General features: G+C 57.7%; 16 protein-coding genes and 4 pseudogenes. 9 read left to right on the forward strand and 11 right to left on the reverse strand.

The window, feature by feature from the left end:
• Nucleotides 1–28 precede the first annotated feature (28 nt).
• Both FA04_RS34885 and FA04_RS33350 read right to left on the reverse strand, forming a co-directional pair.
• Nucleotides 29–454, reverse strand: a pseudogene (locus FA04_RS34885) (GXWXG domain-containing protein); the annotation flags it as partial.
• A 489-nt stretch (nucleotides 455–943) separates the two neighbouring features.
• Nucleotides 944–1,837: an SDR family oxidoreductase gene (locus tag FA04_RS33350; protein ID WP_034800441.1), complete on the reverse strand. Its 894-nt coding sequence runs from the start codon at nucleotides 1,835–1,837 to the stop codon at nucleotides 944–946.
• A gap of 147 nt (nucleotides 1,838–1,984) precedes the next feature.
• On the opposite strand from FA04_RS33350, the gene FA04_RS33355 reads away from it, so the two are divergent.
• Entirely contained in the window at nucleotides 1,985–2,455 is a 471-nt protein-coding gene (locus tag FA04_RS33355; protein ID WP_034800443.1) for an NUDIX hydrolase, read from the forward strand.
• A gap of 594 nt (nucleotides 2,456–3,049) precedes the next feature.
• On the opposite strand, the gene FA04_RS33365 is transcribed toward FA04_RS33355, so the two are convergent.
• Entirely contained in the window at nucleotides 3,050–3,277 is a 228-nt protein-coding gene (locus FA04_RS33365; RefSeq protein ID WP_034800447.1) for a hypothetical protein, read from the reverse strand.
• A 232-nt stretch (nucleotides 3,278–3,509) separates the two neighbouring features.
• Here FA04_RS33365 and FA04_RS33370 point away from each other — a divergent pair, with 232 nt between their 5' ends.
• The 3 genes from FA04_RS33370 to FA04_RS33380 all read left to right on the forward strand — a co-directional run bounded on the left by FA04_RS33370 (nucleotide 3,510) and on the right by FA04_RS33380 (nucleotide 7,127).
• Nucleotides 3,510–4,817 carry a hypothetical protein gene (locus FA04_RS33370; protein WP_034800449.1) on the forward strand — a complete coding sequence of 436 codons (1,308 nt, stop codon included), beginning with the start codon at nucleotides 3,510–3,512 and terminating at the stop codon, nucleotides 4,815–4,817.
• Entirely contained in the window at nucleotides 4,804–5,583 is a 780-nt protein-coding gene (locus FA04_RS33375; protein ID WP_029742847.1) for a COG3904 family protein, read from the forward strand. The genes FA04_RS33370 and FA04_RS33375 overlap by 14 nt, the downstream gene beginning before the upstream one ends.
• Before the next feature lie 449 nt (nucleotides 5,584–6,032).
• Nucleotides 6,033–7,127 (forward strand): extracellular catalytic domain type 1 short-chain-length polyhydroxyalkanoate depolymerase, encoded by a 1,095-nt coding sequence (locus tag FA04_RS33380; protein ID WP_034800451.1) that lies wholly within the window; start codon nucleotides 6,033–6,035, stop codon nucleotides 7,125–7,127.
• A gap of 247 nt (nucleotides 7,128–7,374) precedes the next feature.
• Here FA04_RS33380 and FA04_RS33385 read toward each other — a convergent pair whose 3' ends face one another.
• Together FA04_RS33385 and FA04_RS33390 are read right to left on the reverse strand one after the other, a co-directional pair.
• Nucleotides 7,375–8,142, reverse strand: a complete 768-nt coding sequence (locus tag FA04_RS33385) for a hypothetical protein (protein WP_134888037.1) — start codon at nucleotides 8,140–8,142, stop codon at nucleotides 7,375–7,377.
• Between the two features lie 541 nt (nucleotides 8,143–8,683).
• Nucleotides 8,684–9,058, reverse strand: coding sequence for a response regulator (locus FA04_RS33390; RefSeq protein ID WP_034800453.1), 375 nt, complete (start codon nucleotides 9,056–9,058; stop codon nucleotides 8,684–8,686).
• Nucleotides 9,059–9,492: 434 nt separating this feature from the next.
• Between FA04_RS33390 and FA04_RS33395 the strand changes: the two genes are divergently transcribed.
• On the forward strand, nucleotides 9,493–9,747 hold the full coding sequence (locus FA04_RS33395; protein ID WP_034800515.1) for a type II toxin-antitoxin system HicA family toxin: 255 nt from the start codon (nucleotides 9,493–9,495) through the stop codon (nucleotides 9,745–9,747).
• On the forward strand, nucleotides 9,744–10,100 hold the full coding sequence (locus FA04_RS33400; RefSeq protein WP_034800455.1) for a type II toxin-antitoxin system HicB family antitoxin: 357 nt from the start codon (nucleotides 9,744–9,746) through the stop codon (nucleotides 10,098–10,100). The genes FA04_RS33395 and FA04_RS33400 overlap by 4 nt, the downstream gene beginning before the upstream one ends.
• Before the next feature lie 247 nt (nucleotides 10,101–10,347).
• Here the strand turns inward: FA04_RS33400 and FA04_RS33405 are convergent, their stop codons facing one another.
• Nucleotides 10,348–11,001, reverse strand: a complete 654-nt coding sequence (locus FA04_RS33405; RefSeq protein WP_034800457.1) for a hypothetical protein — start codon at nucleotides 10,999–11,001, stop codon at nucleotides 10,348–10,350.
• Between the two features lie 238 nt (nucleotides 11,002–11,239).
• Between FA04_RS33405 and FA04_RS36245 the strand changes: the two are divergent.
• A pseudogene (locus FA04_RS36245) lies at nucleotides 11,240–11,356 on the forward strand (C factor); the annotation flags it as partial.
• Between the two features lie 101 nt (nucleotides 11,357–11,457).
• On the opposite strand, the pseudogene purU reads toward FA04_RS36245, so the two are convergent.
• Nucleotides 11,458–11,619, reverse strand: a pseudogene (gene purU / locus FA04_RS33410) (formyltetrahydrofolate deformylase); the annotation flags it as partial.
• Between the two features lie 826 nt (nucleotides 11,620–12,445).
• Between purU and FA04_RS33420 the strand changes: the two are divergent.
• Nucleotides 12,446–12,982: a YidB family protein gene (locus FA04_RS33420; RefSeq protein WP_051659551.1), complete on the forward strand. Its 537-nt coding sequence runs from the start codon at nucleotides 12,446–12,448 to the stop codon at nucleotides 12,980–12,982.
• Nucleotides 12,983–13,213: 231 nt separating this feature from the next.
• Here FA04_RS33420 and FA04_RS33425 read toward each other — a convergent pair whose 3' ends face one another.
• The 3 genes from FA04_RS33425 to FA04_RS33430 all read right to left on the reverse strand — a co-directional run bounded on the left by FA04_RS33425 (nucleotide 13,214) and on the right by FA04_RS33430 (nucleotide 16,152).
• The gene (locus FA04_RS33425) at nucleotides 13,214–14,134 is read right to left on the reverse strand and encodes an adenylate/guanylate cyclase domain-containing protein (RefSeq protein ID WP_034800519.1); all 921 of its coding nucleotides are present in this window, start codon (nucleotides 14,132–14,134) and stop codon (nucleotides 13,214–13,216) included.
• 256 nt (nucleotides 14,135–14,390) lie between these two features.
• Nucleotides 14,391–14,693 carry a DUF982 domain-containing protein gene (locus tag FA04_RS34890; RefSeq protein WP_156553151.1) on the reverse strand — a complete coding sequence of 101 codons (303 nt, stop codon included), beginning with the start codon at nucleotides 14,691–14,693 and terminating at the stop codon, nucleotides 14,391–14,393.
• Between the two features lie 379 nt (nucleotides 14,694–15,072).
• On the reverse strand, nucleotides 15,073–16,152 hold the full coding sequence (locus FA04_RS33430) for an IS630 family transposase (RefSeq protein ID WP_034800463.1): 1,080 nt from the start codon (nucleotides 16,150–16,152) through the stop codon (nucleotides 15,073–15,075).
• 594 nt (nucleotides 16,153–16,746) lie between these two features.
• On the opposite strand from FA04_RS33430, the gene FA04_RS33435 reads away from it, so the two are divergent.
• A complete protein-coding gene (locus tag FA04_RS33435; protein WP_029742764.1) occupies nucleotides 16,747–16,950 on the forward strand; it encodes a CsbD family protein in 204 nt (67 codons plus the stop codon).
• Nucleotides 16,951–17,063: 113 nt separating this feature from the next.
• Here FA04_RS33435 and FA04_RS35510 read toward each other — a convergent pair.
• Nucleotides 17,064–17,570 (reverse strand): annotated as a pseudogene (locus FA04_RS35510) (ATP-binding cassette domain-containing protein); the annotation flags it as partial.
• Between the last annotated feature and the right edge of the window lie 504 nt (nucleotides 17,571–18,074).

An 18,074-nucleotide genomic window follows, 5' to 3' on the forward strand; every position in this document is an offset into this window, starting at 1 on the left:
CCGAGGGTGTCTACGAAACTCGGGGCTATTCAACCATTGGCTGGTCGTCATAGATCATGGCCGCGCTTGCGACGCCTTCAAAGACAACCGTTTTGATCGAGGCGACGGGACCCTTTGCCTGAAGGCACGGTTGAAGACGGGCAAAAAGCACGGCGGCAAGGGCCGTTCTTCCAAACGCATGAAAGCGAAGTGCGAGGGGAAGCGGAACCCACTTCGGATCGATGGCTCGCAGTTTTCGCCCACCGACGTGAAAAAGAAGGGCATCGGCCCGCAGATCCGGATTGAACCGTTTGCCGAACCAGCCGAGGTTCTCCAAGACGCCATCGAAGGGATGACCAGTTGGAACTCCCCGACCTTGCCAGAGGCCGGCAAGCTCGCCCGGTTCCAGCGGCGGAAGCCGCAGAAACTGTTCCAGCGCCCGTTGCTGATCATTTACCGCATTGTCTCTCCTCACCTCTACGCCTCCCGGCTTCTCGTTTCAATCGGCCCCCGCGACGCGCCTGCCGCAAATCTTCCAATGTCGGAAACCATCAGCCCCGCTTGAGTTCAGAGGTCGGCGACGTTTTTTCGGGCCAGGTCCTTACCAGTTCATCGAGTGAACCCGCGGCCAGGTAGCCCAGACAATTCCATCGCACCCATGGAGGGAAATAGAGATTACGGACCGTTCTGAGATCCGCTAGTTCGCCGTCAGACCCGGTTACGCGCGCTCGTAGGACGATCTCCCATCGAGGAGTATCGGATAGCGCGCCTGCACTTTTTCCATGCCCTTGGCCTTTCCATCCTGCTCCCCCAGTTTTTCCTCTCGACGTGCCTTCCTTGTCTCCGGTTTGCTTCGCTCGGCTTGCGCTTCTGCCCAGCGCCGACGAAGTTCTAACCGCGAACGTCGCTCGGCGGTTCGGCCCTGATTTTGGTAGGGCAACGGCCGCGCCGAAATCATACGGCATCAATCAACGCCTTTTCCGCCGGTCGCACCGTAAACTTCACCATTGACGAAACTTGCCTCCTGCGAGGCGAGGAAGACGTAAATTGGGGCCAGCTCAACCGGCTGGCCGGGCCGACCGAAATCGCTGTCCTTCCCGAAGTTCTTCACTTTCTCGTCAGGCTGGCCGCCGCTTGGCTGCAAGACCGTCCAGAACGGACCCGGTGCCACGACGTTGGCCCGGACACCCTTCTCGATGAGTTGTTTTGCGAGTGCCTTGGTGTAGGCGACGATCCCAGCTTTGGTCGTGGCGTAGTCGAGGAGAATTGGCGATGGCTGATATGCCTGGATGGACGCGGTTGTGATGACGGACGCGCCTGGGGGCAAGTGCGGCTCGGCGGCCTGAGCAATCCAGTGCAAGGCGTAGAGGTTGGTCTTCAGCGTGGCGTCAAAGTCCTCGGACGTTACAAGCGAGACGTTCTTGCGAAACTGTTGTCGGGCCGCGTTGATCACCAGGATATCTATGCCACCAAGCTCGGACAGTGCCCGCGACACCAACGCGCGGCACCAGTCTTCATCCTTCACATCACCCGGCAAGGCGAGCGCCTTGCGGCCCTCGGCCTCGATCAACTCGATAACCTCTTTCGCGTCCGGTTCTTCCTCCGGCAGGAACGATATGGCGACGTCGGCACCCTCCCGTGCAAACGCAATCGCAGCGGCTCGTCCGATGCCAGAATCGCCTCCGGTGATAAGGGCTTTGCGCCCTTTCAGCCGACCTGCCCCTTTGTAGGTTTTCTCGCCGTGATCGGGCTTTGGATGCATCCTACCAACAATACCGGGCATGGATTGTGGTTGAGGGTCAAACGGCGGCGAGGGGTACTGTGTTCGGGGGTCTTGCATCATCAGACGATCGGTCATTGGTAAATCCTCATGTGGCGATTATCGGTAAACTCGTCGATTGGTTTCGGGTTCCCGTCCAGCAATTCGGAGGAACCAAACGACAGGCTCCACTGTTCATTTGACGTCCTCTTCAACCTCTTTTCGCGCCGAGGGAGAAAACGTTCCATGCAATTGCTGCACAGGGTCCTTGCCGACGTGCAGTTGATGCTTCGTCGTCCGCCGAGGTTGCAGTATGCGGCCTTGTGCTACCGTGTCCGCACAGGGCATCCGCTCGAAATACTTCTCATCACCAGCCGGGATACCGGTCGCTGGGTCATCCCAAAGGGGTGGCCCATGAAAGGAAAACGTGCTCATGAGGTCGCGGCAAGGGAGGCGTTCGAAGAGGCCGGTGTAAAAGGGAGCTGTGAGAGGGCTCCAATTGGCCACTACCTCTACAGGAAGAAGTTAGACAGTGGGCTGAAAGTTTCTTGCACGGTCCGCGTTTTTGCGATGAAAGTTGCTGGCCTGCGCGGGAACTTTCCGGAGAAGGGCGAGCGCAAACTTGTCTGGTTCGAATATCGAGAGGCCGCCCGTCGCGTCGCTGAGAGATCCCTACGCGACCAGATTTTACGCTTCGGCAGTGCGACTTTGCCTTGAAGACGCAAACTGCGACGATTCCATTCTCGTACATTTTTGAAGGTTGTATCGTCGTCTGTCGATATCTTGGCGAGCGCTGGCGGACCGACCGTCGCGGGAGGGGTGGGTAGCGAGCTCGACTGCCATTGCGTGGGCCAAAGGAGAGGGCGGAAAAATCCGGATGTTCTCCATCTCCATAGCGGTCGGCTTGACGCGGCCTGCGACCGCTTATCGCTCGGACCTCAAGTCGACGCCCGAGGCCGCGCGATGGCGCTCGATCTCCCTCTTCGCCAGACCGCCCGGCTTGTCTTTCCAACACCGTGATCAGCGCTCGCAGCGCGTGTTTGTCCAGCTTCTCGATACCGACATACTCGTTTCGCCTTGGAGGTCTGAATGCTCATGAAGTTAGGCCTGCATAGCTATGCTGTCGCGATCTTGAGAGTTCTCCAGGACGAACACCATCAACGTGTCGCTTAAAGCAAAAAGCGTCCGGTAAGCCCAGGCAATAACGAGGACAACAGCGGCGATCACACCGGGTGAAAGGTAAACTGCTGGCCTCATCACTTCTCAGGCAGAACGTGAATCCTGTCGATCGCCGAGAACCGACTGTTCCCCTTACCCTTGCGAAGCCAAGCTCGTTCTGATTCCGGCCTCAGTAAACCGCGTCAGCTGCATTTGAGTTGCGTCTTCAGTATAAAGGACATGAACCGCCAAACCGCTTTCGGTGCGCCTTTGAGCCTCCTCATAGGCCTCTTCGAAGCCAACCGGAACCGCGTCTGTTGGCGCGGAGGGATCGTCCTGGGTCAACACATAGAACGTGGAGTTTCGAATATCTGGGGTCATCGGCGCTCTCCTTCTCGCACACCACCAACTGCCGGAGGACGCGATAGTTCCTAGGCGATTTACGTGCGTGCGCTTCTGCTTGGTGCCGTTGAACTTTATCCGCGACCGGCGCGCTTTGGTTCATCCCAATCAATTGGAACGGCTGTCCGGGACGCGGTGTTAAACCGGCCTTTATTCCGCCCGCTTCTTGATCCTCTTTTAAGGAATACTTTCCTTCTACGGAGACTGGCCCATGGCGACCGGCGCATCCCAGCGATTGTACGACGGGGTCGCTGCCGTCGAAACGATGACGCGGTTTGCCATTGCCGTCCTAGCCCTTGCCTCCGGCGTGTACACTTATCTCGGCGTGCGCAGCATCCTGGACGGTTCGCCAACGGCGATCTTCTTCGCAGCGATTATCTACTCGGCCTCCGTCTCGGTCGGCATCTACGCTTTCTGGTCCTATATGGCGCGCTTCTTTCCGCATATCACGACCCATACGGGCCGCGCCGCCATGCTCGGTGTGATGGCCATCGGCGCGGTCATGATCATGGCCATGTCAAGCTGGCTAAATGCTGCTGCACTAGCAGGTTCTGCGGCACTTGAGCAGCACCTGGCCGAGACGGTCGAAGACTATACCGCCGACCTCGACCAGGCGCACCAGAACGCACTTGCTGCCCAGAGTCTTCTGCCCGATATCCAGCGCGCCTCCGAGCGCTTTGCTCAGCTGGCGCTGTCGGAACGGCAATCGGGCGCTCTGACCGGTACGACCGGTTCAGGAAGCGTCGTTCAGTTGCTGTCGCAGATGTCAGCGCAGATGAAAGATCTAGAGAACGGCATCAACGCCTCGCGCGAACAGGTAACGACGTTGTTCGAACAAGGACAAAAGCGGCTTGAGACCATGCGTACGCTGGTATCGGCGCCCGGCGCCATTGAACCGCGTGCCGATCAGTTCTCCTCCGAAGTCGTCGCGCTCACCGGGGTCATAGCCTCGCTCGGACAGACTTCAATTGCCCCTTCGATCCGTCGCGCGGCCGATGATCTTTCACTCGGCTTTATTGCACCTGTCGCCGACGGTGGCGATGCCGACCTAGTTGACCGCCAGGACAGGGTAATGGCGACAGTGCGCGCTTCAGTAGCGGCCCAGTCGAAGGTTCTGTCCGACGCCGCTGACGAGATCCTTGCGCGCGCACCGGTAAAGGAGCGAAGGTTCGTTCCACTATCGTCCGCCGAAGCAGTTTTGCGCTACGCTTCGGACTTTATTCCAGCATGGGCTGGCGCCATCTCCATCGATCTCCTGCCCGGTGTACTCGTGTTCATTCTTGCAGTCGTGCACGGCGCGATCCGAAAACAGGAAGAGAGGATGCCATTTGCCGAACGCATCACGGCAGCCGAACTCGTGCAGGCAATAGAATTGAAGCGTGCGCTGGCGGAAAGCGGCTCGGATCTGATGGAGGTTGCCGCCGAGCTTGAAGCGCAGAAAACTACGGAAGAGGCAAACAACATCACAAACCTCGACCCGAGAATACGTCCCAAGGATCGCCCACATGAGGATCGATGAACCGATCAAGGCCTTGAAGCGCCTCGACGATGGCACCGCGATGCGAGGCGTGTTCTATCTATTGCTGTCGGTGACGGCGATTTTTCTCATTATCGACGTTCGCAACATGGAAACCAGCCCCAAGCTGTCAACCCCCGACCCAGCCTACCAAATCCCTTTCCTGCCGCCTGCAGGAACCAAGGGGGATCCGAGCGATGCTGCGCAAAGCCCATCGAGCCCGGCCGAAGTGCTGAACAAGCCGATGACATTGGAACTTGGCCCCGGCGGCGTCCTGCTTGTCGAAGGTACCTTCGATCCAGGCGCGTCTTTGCGCTTTGCCAGAGAGATCGAAGTTCGCGGCGAGTATGTAAGAACCGTCGCGCTCAACTCCCCAGGCGGCTCAGTGGACGACGCGCTGGCAATTTCCAAGCTGATACGCGAAAAATCGTTGACGACGAAAGTTGTGTCGAGAGCACTCTGCGCATCCTCGTGTCCAATCGTGCTTGCAGGTGGCGTTGAACGCCTCGCGGAAAAAGACGCGGTGGTTGGAGTGCACCAGCTATTTAACGTCAGCAACGTCATACCTGCCGCAGACGAGGTCATGTCGACCACACAATCCGCCACCGCACGTGTCGCCCGCCATCTCGAGGCGATGGGCATTGCTGCTGAACTCTGGTTCAACGCTTTGGAAACGCCTGCGGATCGCCTTTATTATTTGACGGCGAAGGAAATGGCTGATTTTCGACTGACGACTACGCCCGCTTCGAGTTCCAGGAAGAGAAGTTAGGTCTCTACCGAGGATCAGCTCTACGCTAGGGCATGGACAATGGCGGGCCTCTTTGGTTGGGAATGATGGAGCGCAGGAGGGCGCAGCGATATCCAATCATTCAGGTTACGAAAGAACGGCGGCCAATCGAGGGATTAAACGCGATCGGACACAGGAGGACTTAATACCGATCTTAAAGGCGGGCGTAGAGATCAGCGCGGGGTCGCGCCTCTTGACGCCCATTCCCTGGAAGCCGCCTCATAACGTTTCTGGGATCGTGTGCCGCAGCTTTGGCTGTCGAAGCAACCGCTGGCGCGATTGATGGATTTGCGTTCGCCTGGCGAAATCTCGCGCCTTCCATTGAAACGCTGCGTCGCAGCATTATATTGTGCACTGCAGCAATGATTACCGAGTGCTGCATGAGGCCGCTATGATAGCCATCCTGGCCGTTACGGCCTGGAGGTTTCGTTATGCGCTCCTTGTCTAACACCCTCGCTTTGCTCAAGCAGTTCCGCACCCATCCGGTCGACCCTTCTCGGGAGAGCCACTTGTCGGAATTCGAGGCCTTTGGACCGAACCCTGGCCAGCTTGAGGCAAAAGTTCATGTCCCATCGACAGTTATTCCACGACCGGCGCTCGTCGTCGTCTTGCACGGCTGTACCCAGACGGCGTCGTCATACGACACAGGCTCGGGATGGAGCAGATTGGCCGACGACTATGGCTTTGTCGTCCTCTTCCCGCAGCAGACCCGCAGCAATAACGCCAATCTTTGCTTCAACTGGTTCCAGCCGAACGATATGGCGCGCGGCGATGGTGAAGCGCTTTCAATCCGCCAGATGGTCGAGACCGCCGAAGCACGTTATGACATCGATACCTCGCGAGTTTACATAACCGGGCTTTCGGCAGGTGGAGCGATGGCCAATGTGATGCTGGCGACCTATCCCGAAGTCTTTGCCGGCGGCGCAATCATAGCCGGTCTCCCCTATGGCACGGCACACACGATACCCCAAGCGTTCGACCGCATGCGCGCGCAAGGCATTCCCGACACTAACACGCTTCAAAAGCTGCTTCGGTCCGCTTCCAAAACAACGGGCCCATGGCCGGCGATATCGGTCTGGCAGGGAACGCAGGACATGACCGTCAACTCGGCTAACGCAGATGCGATTGTCGACCAGTGGCTGGGCGTTGTTGAAACCCGAGGATCGCCCCGGGTAGACCAACCGACGTCGCGGCTTGAACGCAGGGTCTGGGTCAATGCCAACGGGGAGGAACGCCTTCAGCTTTACCGCGTCAAGGGTATGGGCCACGGCACACCGATCAATGCGAAAAGTGGGTACGGTCGGGCAGGGCCCTACATGCTTGACGTCGGCATTTCGTCGACCGAGGAAATTGCCAAATCGTTCGGGGTTGCGGCGCCATCCTTGAGACAGGTGAACCGGGGCGTCGCCACTGACGTCGCTATCCCCAAGGCTCGGAGCAACGATAATCCGAGTCCCAAGGGACCGGCGGACGGCATTCGGCGGACGATCGAAGACGCGCTACGTGCAGCGGGTCTGATGAGATAACACCGCGCACACTTCCTTCGTGGCCACCCGCCCTTTTGATCTGTCGACTCGCCGCGTGGAGATGCCTCAAACGGCGAGTGACGCCGGCGCAGCGAACATCCAATTTACAAGGTCGCCCACCCTGATGGGCCGTACTCTCAGCCCTCACGCTATGCGGTGGGTCCAGACGATTTCTTGAAAAGCGGCCACATCGAGCGGCGACGGCGCGCACATCTAGACGCGCACATCTAGATATGTCGCGCTGCCGTCACTCCATACCGCATACCCCGCGACTGAGCCGATACGGACGGTTGCACTCCCAGCCGTTTCCGGAACGATCCAGATGTGCGTTTTCAGGAAGATTGATCTGTGAACAGACCGATCCCTTTGCTTCAAATCCGCGGTCACATTTCCATTTCTGGCCATAGGAGTTGTCCGCAAAGGTTGCATTTTCGGGAACCTTTACAGCAACACAGGCCTGATCTTTCATTTCAAATCCACGGTCGCACAACCATTCATTGCCGCTGGTGGTCAGGTAGGCATGGTCAGGAACGATCAGTGCGACGCATTTGCTAGCGATGACCTGATACCCCCGTTCACAGATCCAGCCCTCGCCATAGCTCGAATCCGTCAGATACGCCTTGTCCGGCACCTCGATGAGGTCGCATTCAGTATCGCGCTGACGATATCCGTGCATGCACTTCCAGCGGTCACCAGAATAAGAGTCGAGAAAAGCATTGGCGGGCAGCCGAACCGCAAGGCACTGGCCGTCCTTTTCGGCAAACCCGTAATCGCATTCCCAGCCGTTGCCATAGGAAGCGTATGTCAGGAAAGCATTGTCGGGAGCCGTCACAGCAACGCAGGAATCGGCCTCTTGTCGGAATCCACGATTGCACTCCCATCCCGATCCGTAGCGTTTTGCTTCGGAATTTGCTGGCACCGACCCTTGACCATATGCCCCAGGGATCAAGAGCAGAGTTGCGGATAGAAGAACGCTCGCCTGTATAGCCAACGCTAGGAAGAACGGTTGAAGCATGTCCTTATGTCTCCAAATGGGCGGTTGAGTGGTCACAGAAGTGTGAAGCCATTGCGGCCGGCGCTTACCTGCGCCCATCGGTTCGTCCCAACCAATGCCAGATTGTCGTGGCAGGGAACATACTGCGCATAGCGCTGTGCAGTTCGCAGCCTCAAATGTCTAGGACCGACCGGAATTTGCTGGATCGCAAGGCGAAAATGTCTGTTCGGTGTAGGACATGGCGCCCCCTTGATTGGGGCCAGGGTATCAAACCCTCATACAGCAGCGCCCGTGACATCTGCTACTGGAGACTGGACACTGCGCCTTTGTCATTCGAATAGCAACCGCTCTTTACCCTTATTTGGTTTGCCTGCCGAACGCCCCTAGCAATCATGATTTCCCATGTTTCCATGCTTTGATCGAGCACGAACCGGGTCGTCCCCAGGCGGTCGGTGGTCTTCCGTCGCGAGAAGGGTTGTTACGTCGCGACGGCGGCACGTCAGAGGCCGCACACCTTGCCGGCTAGTCGGCGCTGACTGTCGGCATGAGTTGCGCCGGCGTCTCAATCTTTTGCAAGCATTTCTCGAACTATTCGCGCCAGATCGTCCATGGAAAACGGCTTGGTCATCATGTCCATGCCCGGTCCGAGAAAGTCCGCGCGTGACAATGCTGTTGCTGCATAGCCCGTTAAGAACAGAACACGGAGGCCCGGCCTCCTTGCCAGAGCCACTTCGGCCAACTGCCGCCCGTTGATCCCTGGTAAGCCGACATCGGAAACCACGGCATCGATGCGCTGCGCGCTTTCGATTATCGGCAGCGCATGTTCTCCGTCTTCGGCTTCGAGCGTCCTGTATCTAAGTTCCTTCAGAACGTCGACGATCAGCAGCCTCACGGCGCTGTCGTCTTCCACAACGAGCACGACCTCACCTTCACCCATCAGACTCCCGTGTTGGGACGGAGCCGAGCCGATGCTTGCTTTGTCGGCGCCGGACCCATCCGGGAGAAAGAGCGTGACTGTCGTACCCGTTCCCAGCTGGCTCGTTATTCGTGCGTGGCCGCCCGTCGACTAGTGCGACTTAAGTGCCATTCGGAATTGGCCGGCCCGCTCAAAGCTATTGTCGGCGTTGGGCCGAAAGTTAACCAACGAACCTCTGTCCTTGAAGAGAATCGAACCCGCAGCTGGATCTTTCCGGGCGTGCGACTTGCAAATGGCTATGCCAAAAGTCACGAGCGCACGGATTTTCGCAGCATCACGGGTGCACTGAAATCGGACCCATCGAGCGATTCGCACCCAGGGCTCTAAACACACGGATCGTATTTGCATGAGAAATAATGCTTGCAGAATTAGCAAGCATCGCTATATTTGCTAGCATGAACAGCAAGCAGAAAAAGACTCTCGTGGCGGTTTTCAAAGATCCGATCTCGGGAACCATCGAGTGGGCCACTATAGAAAACCTGCTTGTCGCTGCCGGCGCGAACGTCATCGAAGGAAACGGCTCGCGCGTTAAGTTCGAAAAGGACGGCATAATCGCGAGCTTCCATCGTCCTCATCCCGACAAGGAGGCAAAACGTTATCAAGTTCGCGATGCTCGCGAATTCCTGACGCAAATTGGAGTAGAACCATGAACACCATGACTTACAACGGTTATCACGCTCGCATAGAATTCGACGCGGAGGACGAGCTGTTCTTCGGTAAGATTGCTGGCATTTCTGACGTAGTCGGGTTTCACGGGGACAGCGTTGCTGAACTGAAGAAGGCGTTCCATGAGGCTGTCGATGATTACCTTGAGACCTGCAAGAGCATCGGCAAAGAGCCTCAAAGACCCTATTCCGGCAAGATGATGTTTCGAGTTGCTCCCGAAGTGCATCGCCGAGCTGCTCTGGCTGCCGAACTGTCGGGGAAGAGTCTCAATCAGTGGGCCGAGGAGGCATTAGAAAAAGCCGCGGCGCACTTCGCCAAGGACCGCCTTTCGGCATAGGCCATTCGCTTCCCCGCAAGGTCGGCCCGGCAGGGCTCTCGTCCGGGTCGAGGTCAACGTTCGTCACCAACACTAGAATGAACTTGGGCGTAAGGAACCCTCAATTCATCCGAGGTCGGACGAAACTCGCGACGGGGCGATGATCCGAAGGTGCAGTTCAGTCGCTATACACCATTAGGTGGCACAGAGCCTTTGCAATGATCGCTTGCGGAGAAAGCCTGTCCAAGCAGGCCCATGGCAGTTGTTGCTACCTCAGTAGAAAATCCATGTTCGCAACGGGCCGACTCTGTCTGCGCAAGCCGGCTGCCGGGCTGCGGCGATTGTCGCCAGCTAAAACCTGAACCGCCTGCGTCGGGGTCATGATTACGGCGTTGGCAAATTCGAGTTTCTTCGGAAGGCGCGCAAAGCCTTCGTTGGTGGTCACGAACACATGGCGCCCGCCATTTTCATGTGCCCAGAACGCCTGAGCAGCGCCCAGGCAATTGCGCCAATGCCAAGCAGCGGCGCTGGACAGATCCTTTTTGTCCAAGCCGTAGCTCACCGCGTAGTCCGACCATCGTGCTGGCGTCGTCGGAAAAAGGGTTCTGAAGATAAGTCGCTCGCGCTCAATCGCCGCTTCATCACTCATAATAGAGAAACCATGGAATGAAAGACCGTGTCGCCCGATCGGCCGCAAGAGGCTGATGTGACCAAGTCCGAGCGCGCTCATTCGGCTTTCAAAGTCTGCAAATCGTTTTAGATGTGCGCCACCGGGCTGACGTTCATATGCGCTCGAAGCCAAAATGGCGATATCCGCCTCTCCACGCCTTGCGGCTTCAATCAACGTGCGAATGTCGCCGTGGGCCGATCTCTTCTCATCGATGTTGATGAGACAGTTGTTTTCGAGCGTAAAACTCCGCATCACTTCACCATGTTGCTCTAGTCATTCAATGCTCGCCATTTGCGAACCAATCCCACAATTATAAGTCTGGTTCTTAAAGCGATGCGCGCTTCGTGGACATTCGGCTTGGCAGTAAAGAACAAACGAACAAGCGATCGCTCAAAGGTAACAAGGACACAAATCGCCATGGCGGTCAGTTCCCAACGGAACATTAGGCGACGAACGCAAAAATCATGAACTCTCTCCGCTCAGCGGGGAGCTGCTCGCACGGGTCGGCTCGATCGGCGACAATCGCCTGAGAGGCTGGATCTCCTACCAAGCCTCGAAGGCTGCCTTAAACCACATCGTGCGCACCGCTTCAGGCGAGATGAGCCGCAAAGCGGCGGCGGTCAGCCGCGTCATCGATCGGCTGTCGAAGAACTCGAATTCCATGCCAAAACGGTCCGCAATCGGCTTAAACTCATCCTTCAGCAGTTCTAGCGCCCGCCCCCCTTCGGAGCGGAAACTGACACGCATGAAGAAGTGACCGGTATCAGCGTCGTCGAACTGTGCGCTGTCGGTGATGTTGCATTCCTCTTCCGCCAGGAAGGAGGAGATAGCGGCGACGATGCCGCGGGTGGATGCGCAGCGCACGCGCATGGCAAACTCGACATTGGTGTTCCTCTTTGTGGATCAGGATGCGGCTGGTGCCAAGCGGCGCCTGAACGATGCCGGGACAAATCTTGAGACCGACACCGCACACCGGCTTCGCTGCTCCAAGCCCATTTTTGATCACACAGGCAACCCGGCTAATCGGTTGGATAAATGGTCCGCGATAAGTCACCCTCTGCGGGTGGGGAAATTGCTTCGTCCTCATCCAGAAGGCTCAGCCTGGCGATCGCAGTGTCCGATATGCTCGTCAGAAATTCAGCCTGGGTCCAACCCAAAAGGCAAGCTTCCTCGACAAGGACCTGGATTGCATAGTGCACCGTCTGCTCGAGTTCGACCTTGCGCTCAAGCGTCCCAGGGGGCTGATTTGGACGTTCAATCATGGCTTTTCTCTCGTTTGGAGATTAAGGTATTGGCGCGGCAGCAGATCCGGCCCGGCGGGTAAGATCAAAACACCGTGCTCTGACTATCGTTCCCCTCTTTCGACTGAAGACTGGCGTTAACATCATGAGCCTCGATTTTGAGGCCGTCCCCAGTCCACTTTCGCTCGTCAGTAAAGTTTATACGCTGTGCCATCGGGGCATGGAACATCAGCTGAACGGAACAAGAGATGCCGGGTGGAGTTTAAGCGTCTACCGATGCTCCTTCTAACCCAAAGGAAAAGCCATTACCCAGCCTCGGTCCGCGCCATTGGCGATCCATCCGCCACAAATTCGACGATGAGCAGGCCACCGACCTCGCGTTAACAGCGATCGCGACCTCCGTCGTTAATCAGTAGATGCCTGAACGGGCATGTATGACAGAAGAGGAGAAGCACATGGTAAGCACTGCACTTAAAGCCCTGCTAAGTGTCCTTGCGGTGGCAGGATACCAGAACAGGGAGAAGATCGGGGAGCTTCTGAAAGGTCTGACCCAGAACCGACAAGACCAAGGGCCAACCGGTCAGCAGGAGGCCGGAGGAGGTTTGGGTGACCTGCTTGGCGGTCTGACTGGAGGCTCTGGTGGCCTCGGAGGCTTGCTCGGCGGTTCATCGACCGGCGGCGTGTTGAGGGGTGGTCTCGACGATCTCCTCAAACAGTTCGAGCACAACGGACACGGGGAGACCGCAAAATCCTGGGTGCAGACCGGTCCAAACAGCGAGATTGATGATAGGCAGTTATCGGAAGCGCTCGGGCCGGAAGTCCTGGAGGATCTTTCCGCGCGGACGGGTCTTTCTCCTGAGGAGATTTTGAGCCGCCTCAGCCGAGATCTGCCAAAGGCGGTTGACGATCTGACCCCCAACGGCGTCCTGCCTCAAGAGGACGACCCTTTCGAAGGGCAGATCACTCCTCCACCCAAGACCCAAATCATATAGTAGAAGAGGCCGCCGCAAGGCGGCCGCTTCACCGCGCCGGATTTGGAAGGCAAGCCTTTAGCGTTTCTCAGGCGGGCGTTGCACAGGAATCAGACGCGCTACCCTAGCGATACCTCCACAATCACGTTGCATACTTGGCTCGACCCGGAACATCGCACCCGTTCCGGACGCTGTCGGCGCTCTCATCTGCTTTTCAAGCCATTTGGTCGTGACGAGGATCGTTGCGTGTTTTTATTTGGCGTGAATGTCTGCCAACAAGATCTTGGCGAGTTCGACGAACTGACCCGTTGGATACTTTGATAAATACGCTTCAATCATCTCGGCGTTACGGGTGTCCCGCACCGTTTCCCAGAATGAAACCTCGATTCCTGGCTCGCCCGCCCCAGACCCACCTTGAGCAACGCGCGCGGCTGCGAGTTCGGCGAACTCGCCCGCAGGGTATCGCTTCAGATATAGGAGATATTCGGCCGGATCATCGCTCTCCTGAACCGCCTCCCAAAAAGCCACCTCAACCCGGCGCGCTTCATCTTTGTCTTGGTCTTCCGGCAGGGTCTGATCGACCGAAGAGGATCGCTCCGGGTGTTGGACGGACGTTAGCTCTGCACTGGGGCTTGGTTCGGACTGCGGGTCAAACAGAACACGGAACACCCGGAGCGGGCGCGAAATGTTCTTGACCTGATGCTCACCCAAATCCTCAAAGGTGGTGTCGACGCGATCGCGCAGATGATCTCGTACTCCTCGCGTTACACAGATGCCGCCGGCATCGGCCAGGCCTTCAAGCCGAGCGGCGATGTTGACCCCATCCCCGAAGATATCGCCGTCTTTCACCAGAACATCGCCGACGTTGATCCCGATGCGGAAGTACATCTTGTGTTTGTCGGCAAGCGGCCGGTTGGCACGCCACATGGCCTGCTGGATGGCGATCGCACAGTTGAAGGCATGCACAATCGATGGGAATTCCGCCAACACGCTGTCCCCCGCGGTCCCGAAGATCTCTCCATGAGCACTTTCAATAAGGCCGTCGATGATAGTACGATGCGATGTCAAGGTCGCCAGGGTCTGCTCTTCGTCGGCATTCATCAACCGCGAGTAACCTTCGATATCGGCAGCCAGGATCGCTGCAAGCTTTCTTTCAAGTGGTGGCGCCTCCATGTGAACGATCCGATCCAACGCGTTCGTTTCGATGTGCAGTCGATCATCAACCGATGAGCACGCGGCTTTGTTCCTTCCGTAAATGTTTGATCTCATCCGCGGGCGTATCACCCAAAGGCCGAATTTTGCTCGAGCGAAATCTGCCTCGAGGTGGAGTGCCGCGAGGGTTCGAACACGGTACGTTCCACTCCGCTTCCCCTCGCACCAAGGCATCGGCCAGAGGGTGAAAGGCTTCAAAGTTGACGTCCTACAAGCCTCAGCGCAGGACTCCTGCTTCACGGGCAGCTTCTTCAAAGGCCAATCGGGCCATGTAACCAGGCAAGTGACCATTCATGGCTTCGAGACAGGTGGTCAATGCAGCCTGATATGCCGGACCGGATCTGGATCCGGACCAAGTGTTTCGCAAAACCGCTACCGCTTCACTGGCTGATCCAACCAACCCCTCGTGATCCGCATTGGGCAGGCTTATCACAACGCTTTCGTTCCAGGGCGCCGGTTGTTTTGCTTTCTCTAGATCGCGTCCGTAGCGTTCCTCGCGTTCCCACCGATCCTCTGCCATGGCGTTCTCCTTCTCGAACACCTTCAAACCGGAAAAACAGGAATGTGTTCCCAGTTCGAGCAGCGAGGTTGGGCACGGATCCGACCCCCTCTTATCGCCGGTCTGCCTTCTTCTCGTTGTCGATGGGTGCCCCCGCAAGGCCCCTTACGAATGAGTTTCTTGCCATGGGCGCCTGTCGGAAATTGTTGATGGGGTCGTGAAGCGACAGGCCCCCGCACTTTCACGCGGCGTCTTCCAACGCGTCAGGACGTTGTCACCCCGACCTCGGTAAGGCATTCCAACATCATGAGGGATCCTTGGCGCACAAAACCGAAACCAACATCGCAGACTGTTCGCAGAAGCTCAAGCACCGGGAAGAGGAACAGGTCGGGATCGGCGTCTAGTGGTTTGATTCCAACACTTGGTGCCCACGTCTGACGGCTGCGATTATGTCGTCAGGGTCTGCTTTCCAGATGAACGGCTTCGGCTGTTCGTTGTGCTCTTTGATAAAGCGGTTGATGGCTGCCTGAAGATCAACGACGGAATGAAAGACACCATTCTTCAGTCTTCGTCGAGTGAGCTTTGCGAAGAAACCCTCGACGGCATTCAACCAGGAACAGGATGTCGGAACGAAGTGGAAGGTCCAGCGCGGGTGCCGCGCCAACCAGGCCCGGACTTTGGGCTGTTTGTGTGTGGCGTAGTTGTCCAGGATGACGTGAACCGCCTTATCCTTGGGCAACTGAGCCTCAATCGTGTTGAGGAAGCGGATGAACTCCTGATGCCGGTGACGCTGCATGTTGCGGCCGATGACGGAGCCGTCGAGAACATTCAGAGCCGCGAAAAGTGTCGTGGTGCCGTGGCGCTTGTAATCATGGGTCATCGTGCCGGCACGACCCTTCTTCATGGGAAGACCCGGCTGCGTCCTATCCAGCGCCTGGATCTGACTTTTCTCATCGACGGAAAGGACAATCGCATGGGCCGGCGGCGAGACGTAGAGACCGACCACATCGTGAAGCTTCTCGGCGAAAGCCTTGTCGTTCGATAGTTTGAAGCTGCGCCACCGATGGGGTGCAAGACCATGCTCATGCCAGATCTTGACGACTGAGGATGCCGCAATCCCCACAGCCTTTGCCATGGCACGAACCGTCCAGTGTGTGGCTTCCTGGGTGGGCGGCTCCTGCGTCAGAGCAACAACACGCTCGACAAGGTCAACCTCAAGCGGCGCAGTGCCGGGCGGCCGGCTCTTGTCGCGCAAAAGGCCGTCTACGCCTTCGGTCATGAAGCGCTCTTGCCAACGCCAGACGCAGGTCTTTGACTTAGACGTGGCCTCCATGATCGCGACGGTTCCGAGACCGGCGTCGCTCATCAAGATGATCCTCGCCCGCCACACATGCTTTTGCGGCGAGTTGCCTGCCGAAACGATTGCGTTCAGCCGAGCCCGGTCGGCAGCGGAAACCTCAAATATGATACCTGTGCGCATGCAAGATCGTCGCATAGGCGCACAAAAATTGGAATCCTAAATCGGACTCCTTTGTCTCGATCAAACCACTAGACATGGTGTCGGTACCGGTTTCGCTGGAATCGTCGGCCGGCAGACAATGGAGCGAGGCTCCGCCGGTAACATCACTGACTTACTGCTTCGGAGGGAACCTCCACGTTTCGCGCGATCGACCAGAGATTAGCCCGACGATCTGCAGTCTAATCGGGTCGCGGTCTCTCCCATCTGGTCGAGCTTCGTCGTGTAACCCTGCTCCTCGGCCTCGCCAATCCCATAGCTCAGGTGGCCCACCGCGCTGATGTCGCAGCCTGCTTCTATCCCCCGAGTGACGAATGCCGGGATTTCGCCGGCGTCCAGCTGGCGCCGCGTATCTTTAGCACTGCTTTGCTCTCCGCTGAGGCCATAAAGCTACGGGCGCGGGATCGTCGACGGGCAAACTCTTCCCGTGGCGGGATCGGCTGGATCGCCTGTGGAGTCGTCGCACCGTTGTCCCCGGAACCATCGCCGCAGGCAGATTTGAACAAATGCGTAGCCAAGGCGTTTAGCTGCTATCCACAATTCACAGGAGGAAATGACATGGATTGGGACCGTGTTGAAGGTAACTGGAAGCAATTCAAGGGACAGATCAAGGAACAGTGGGGCAAATTGACCGACGACGACTTGGACCAAATTGCTGGCAAACGCGATCAGCTCGAAGGCAAGATTCAGGAACGGTATGGCCTCGAAAAAGATCGGGCACGACAAGACGTGGATGACTGGTTCGGCCGGCAAACCTGGTAATCTTCAGAGCGCCCCGCCCCAGGCGGAGCATCTGTTGTTCCCTAAGCGGCCCGGCGGCTACGGCGCGTCGGGCCGCTAAACTGACCTCCAACTACCGGTCGGGAAAACTTGCCTCAGATAAATTCGCGCGGTGTTCGCCGCGAAAGAGCATCCGTTGGCTTGAAGGCGATGCGACTCTCGCGGGGAAAGAGTACTCGATCGGGCGGCAGTTCGAGCTCCACAACTGAAGCGGATTTCTCCAACCTCACCTCAAGATGCCGAGTGCCTGCCACGCGCCGGCTTCCGGTGATTGACCCCACAAGACCGTGTTCGGAGCCCATGACGAGTTGTATATCGTGGGCCGAAAGTAGAGGGCCGCCTGACCATCGTGCTCAGTTGTCGGTAGCCCCGTAGATCGGCCCTCAAGCCAGATCTCGCGGCCGGACACGCTGACGCTTAGGCAGTTCGACTGGCCAATGAACCCATAAACGAACTGAGACGGGTGATCGTAGATCTCGTCCGGCGTGCCCCGTCTGCTCGATTGAGCCGTTGTTCAGCACGACAATACGGTCGGCTAGCTCAAGCGCCTCCCCCGGGTCGTGCGTGACAAAAATAGTCGTGTATCCAGTTCGATCGTGGATGTACGCGACGAGGGTGCACTGTTCGAGAGTGCCATGTGGCTGGAGCACGCCGACGCGGTGCGGACGCATAGGGAACTTTTCGGATCGATGGCCGTTTGTGATTTGCCGATGATCCCCGACGCCGGATCATCGACCGGGTTCCGACGCGAAGGCGTGCGAAACCTGCCAGGTACACGCTCGCTTGGCCCCGTTATCGACTTTCGGGGCCATTTTTTGTGTTCGCTCCCTGCCGACAGGAACCTGTTCAGCCCCGTGCGTTTTTTCGCTTGTCTTGATGCCAAGTGTCCCCCGAAGTAGCCCCTCGCCTCGTCGCGCCCGACGGGGCCACTTCTTTATGAATTGATCGACAGGGGATTCCCGGACCTGCGATGGCTTTGGCCCACTAGGTGCCCGACGGACGAGCCCCACGCCCACGCGCCAGCGCGCCGCCTGGTCATTTCTTACGGTGTAATGGAACCGATACGAAGTCTCGACGTTTCTGGCTTCGTGAGACCCTGAGCCCCC

Origin of the sequence: Ensifer adhaerens (genome assembly GCF_000697965.2) — a bacterium.
In the GTDB taxonomy this organism is placed as follows: domain Bacteria; phylum Pseudomonadota; class Alphaproteobacteria; order Rhizobiales; family Rhizobiaceae; genus Ensifer; species Ensifer adhaerens.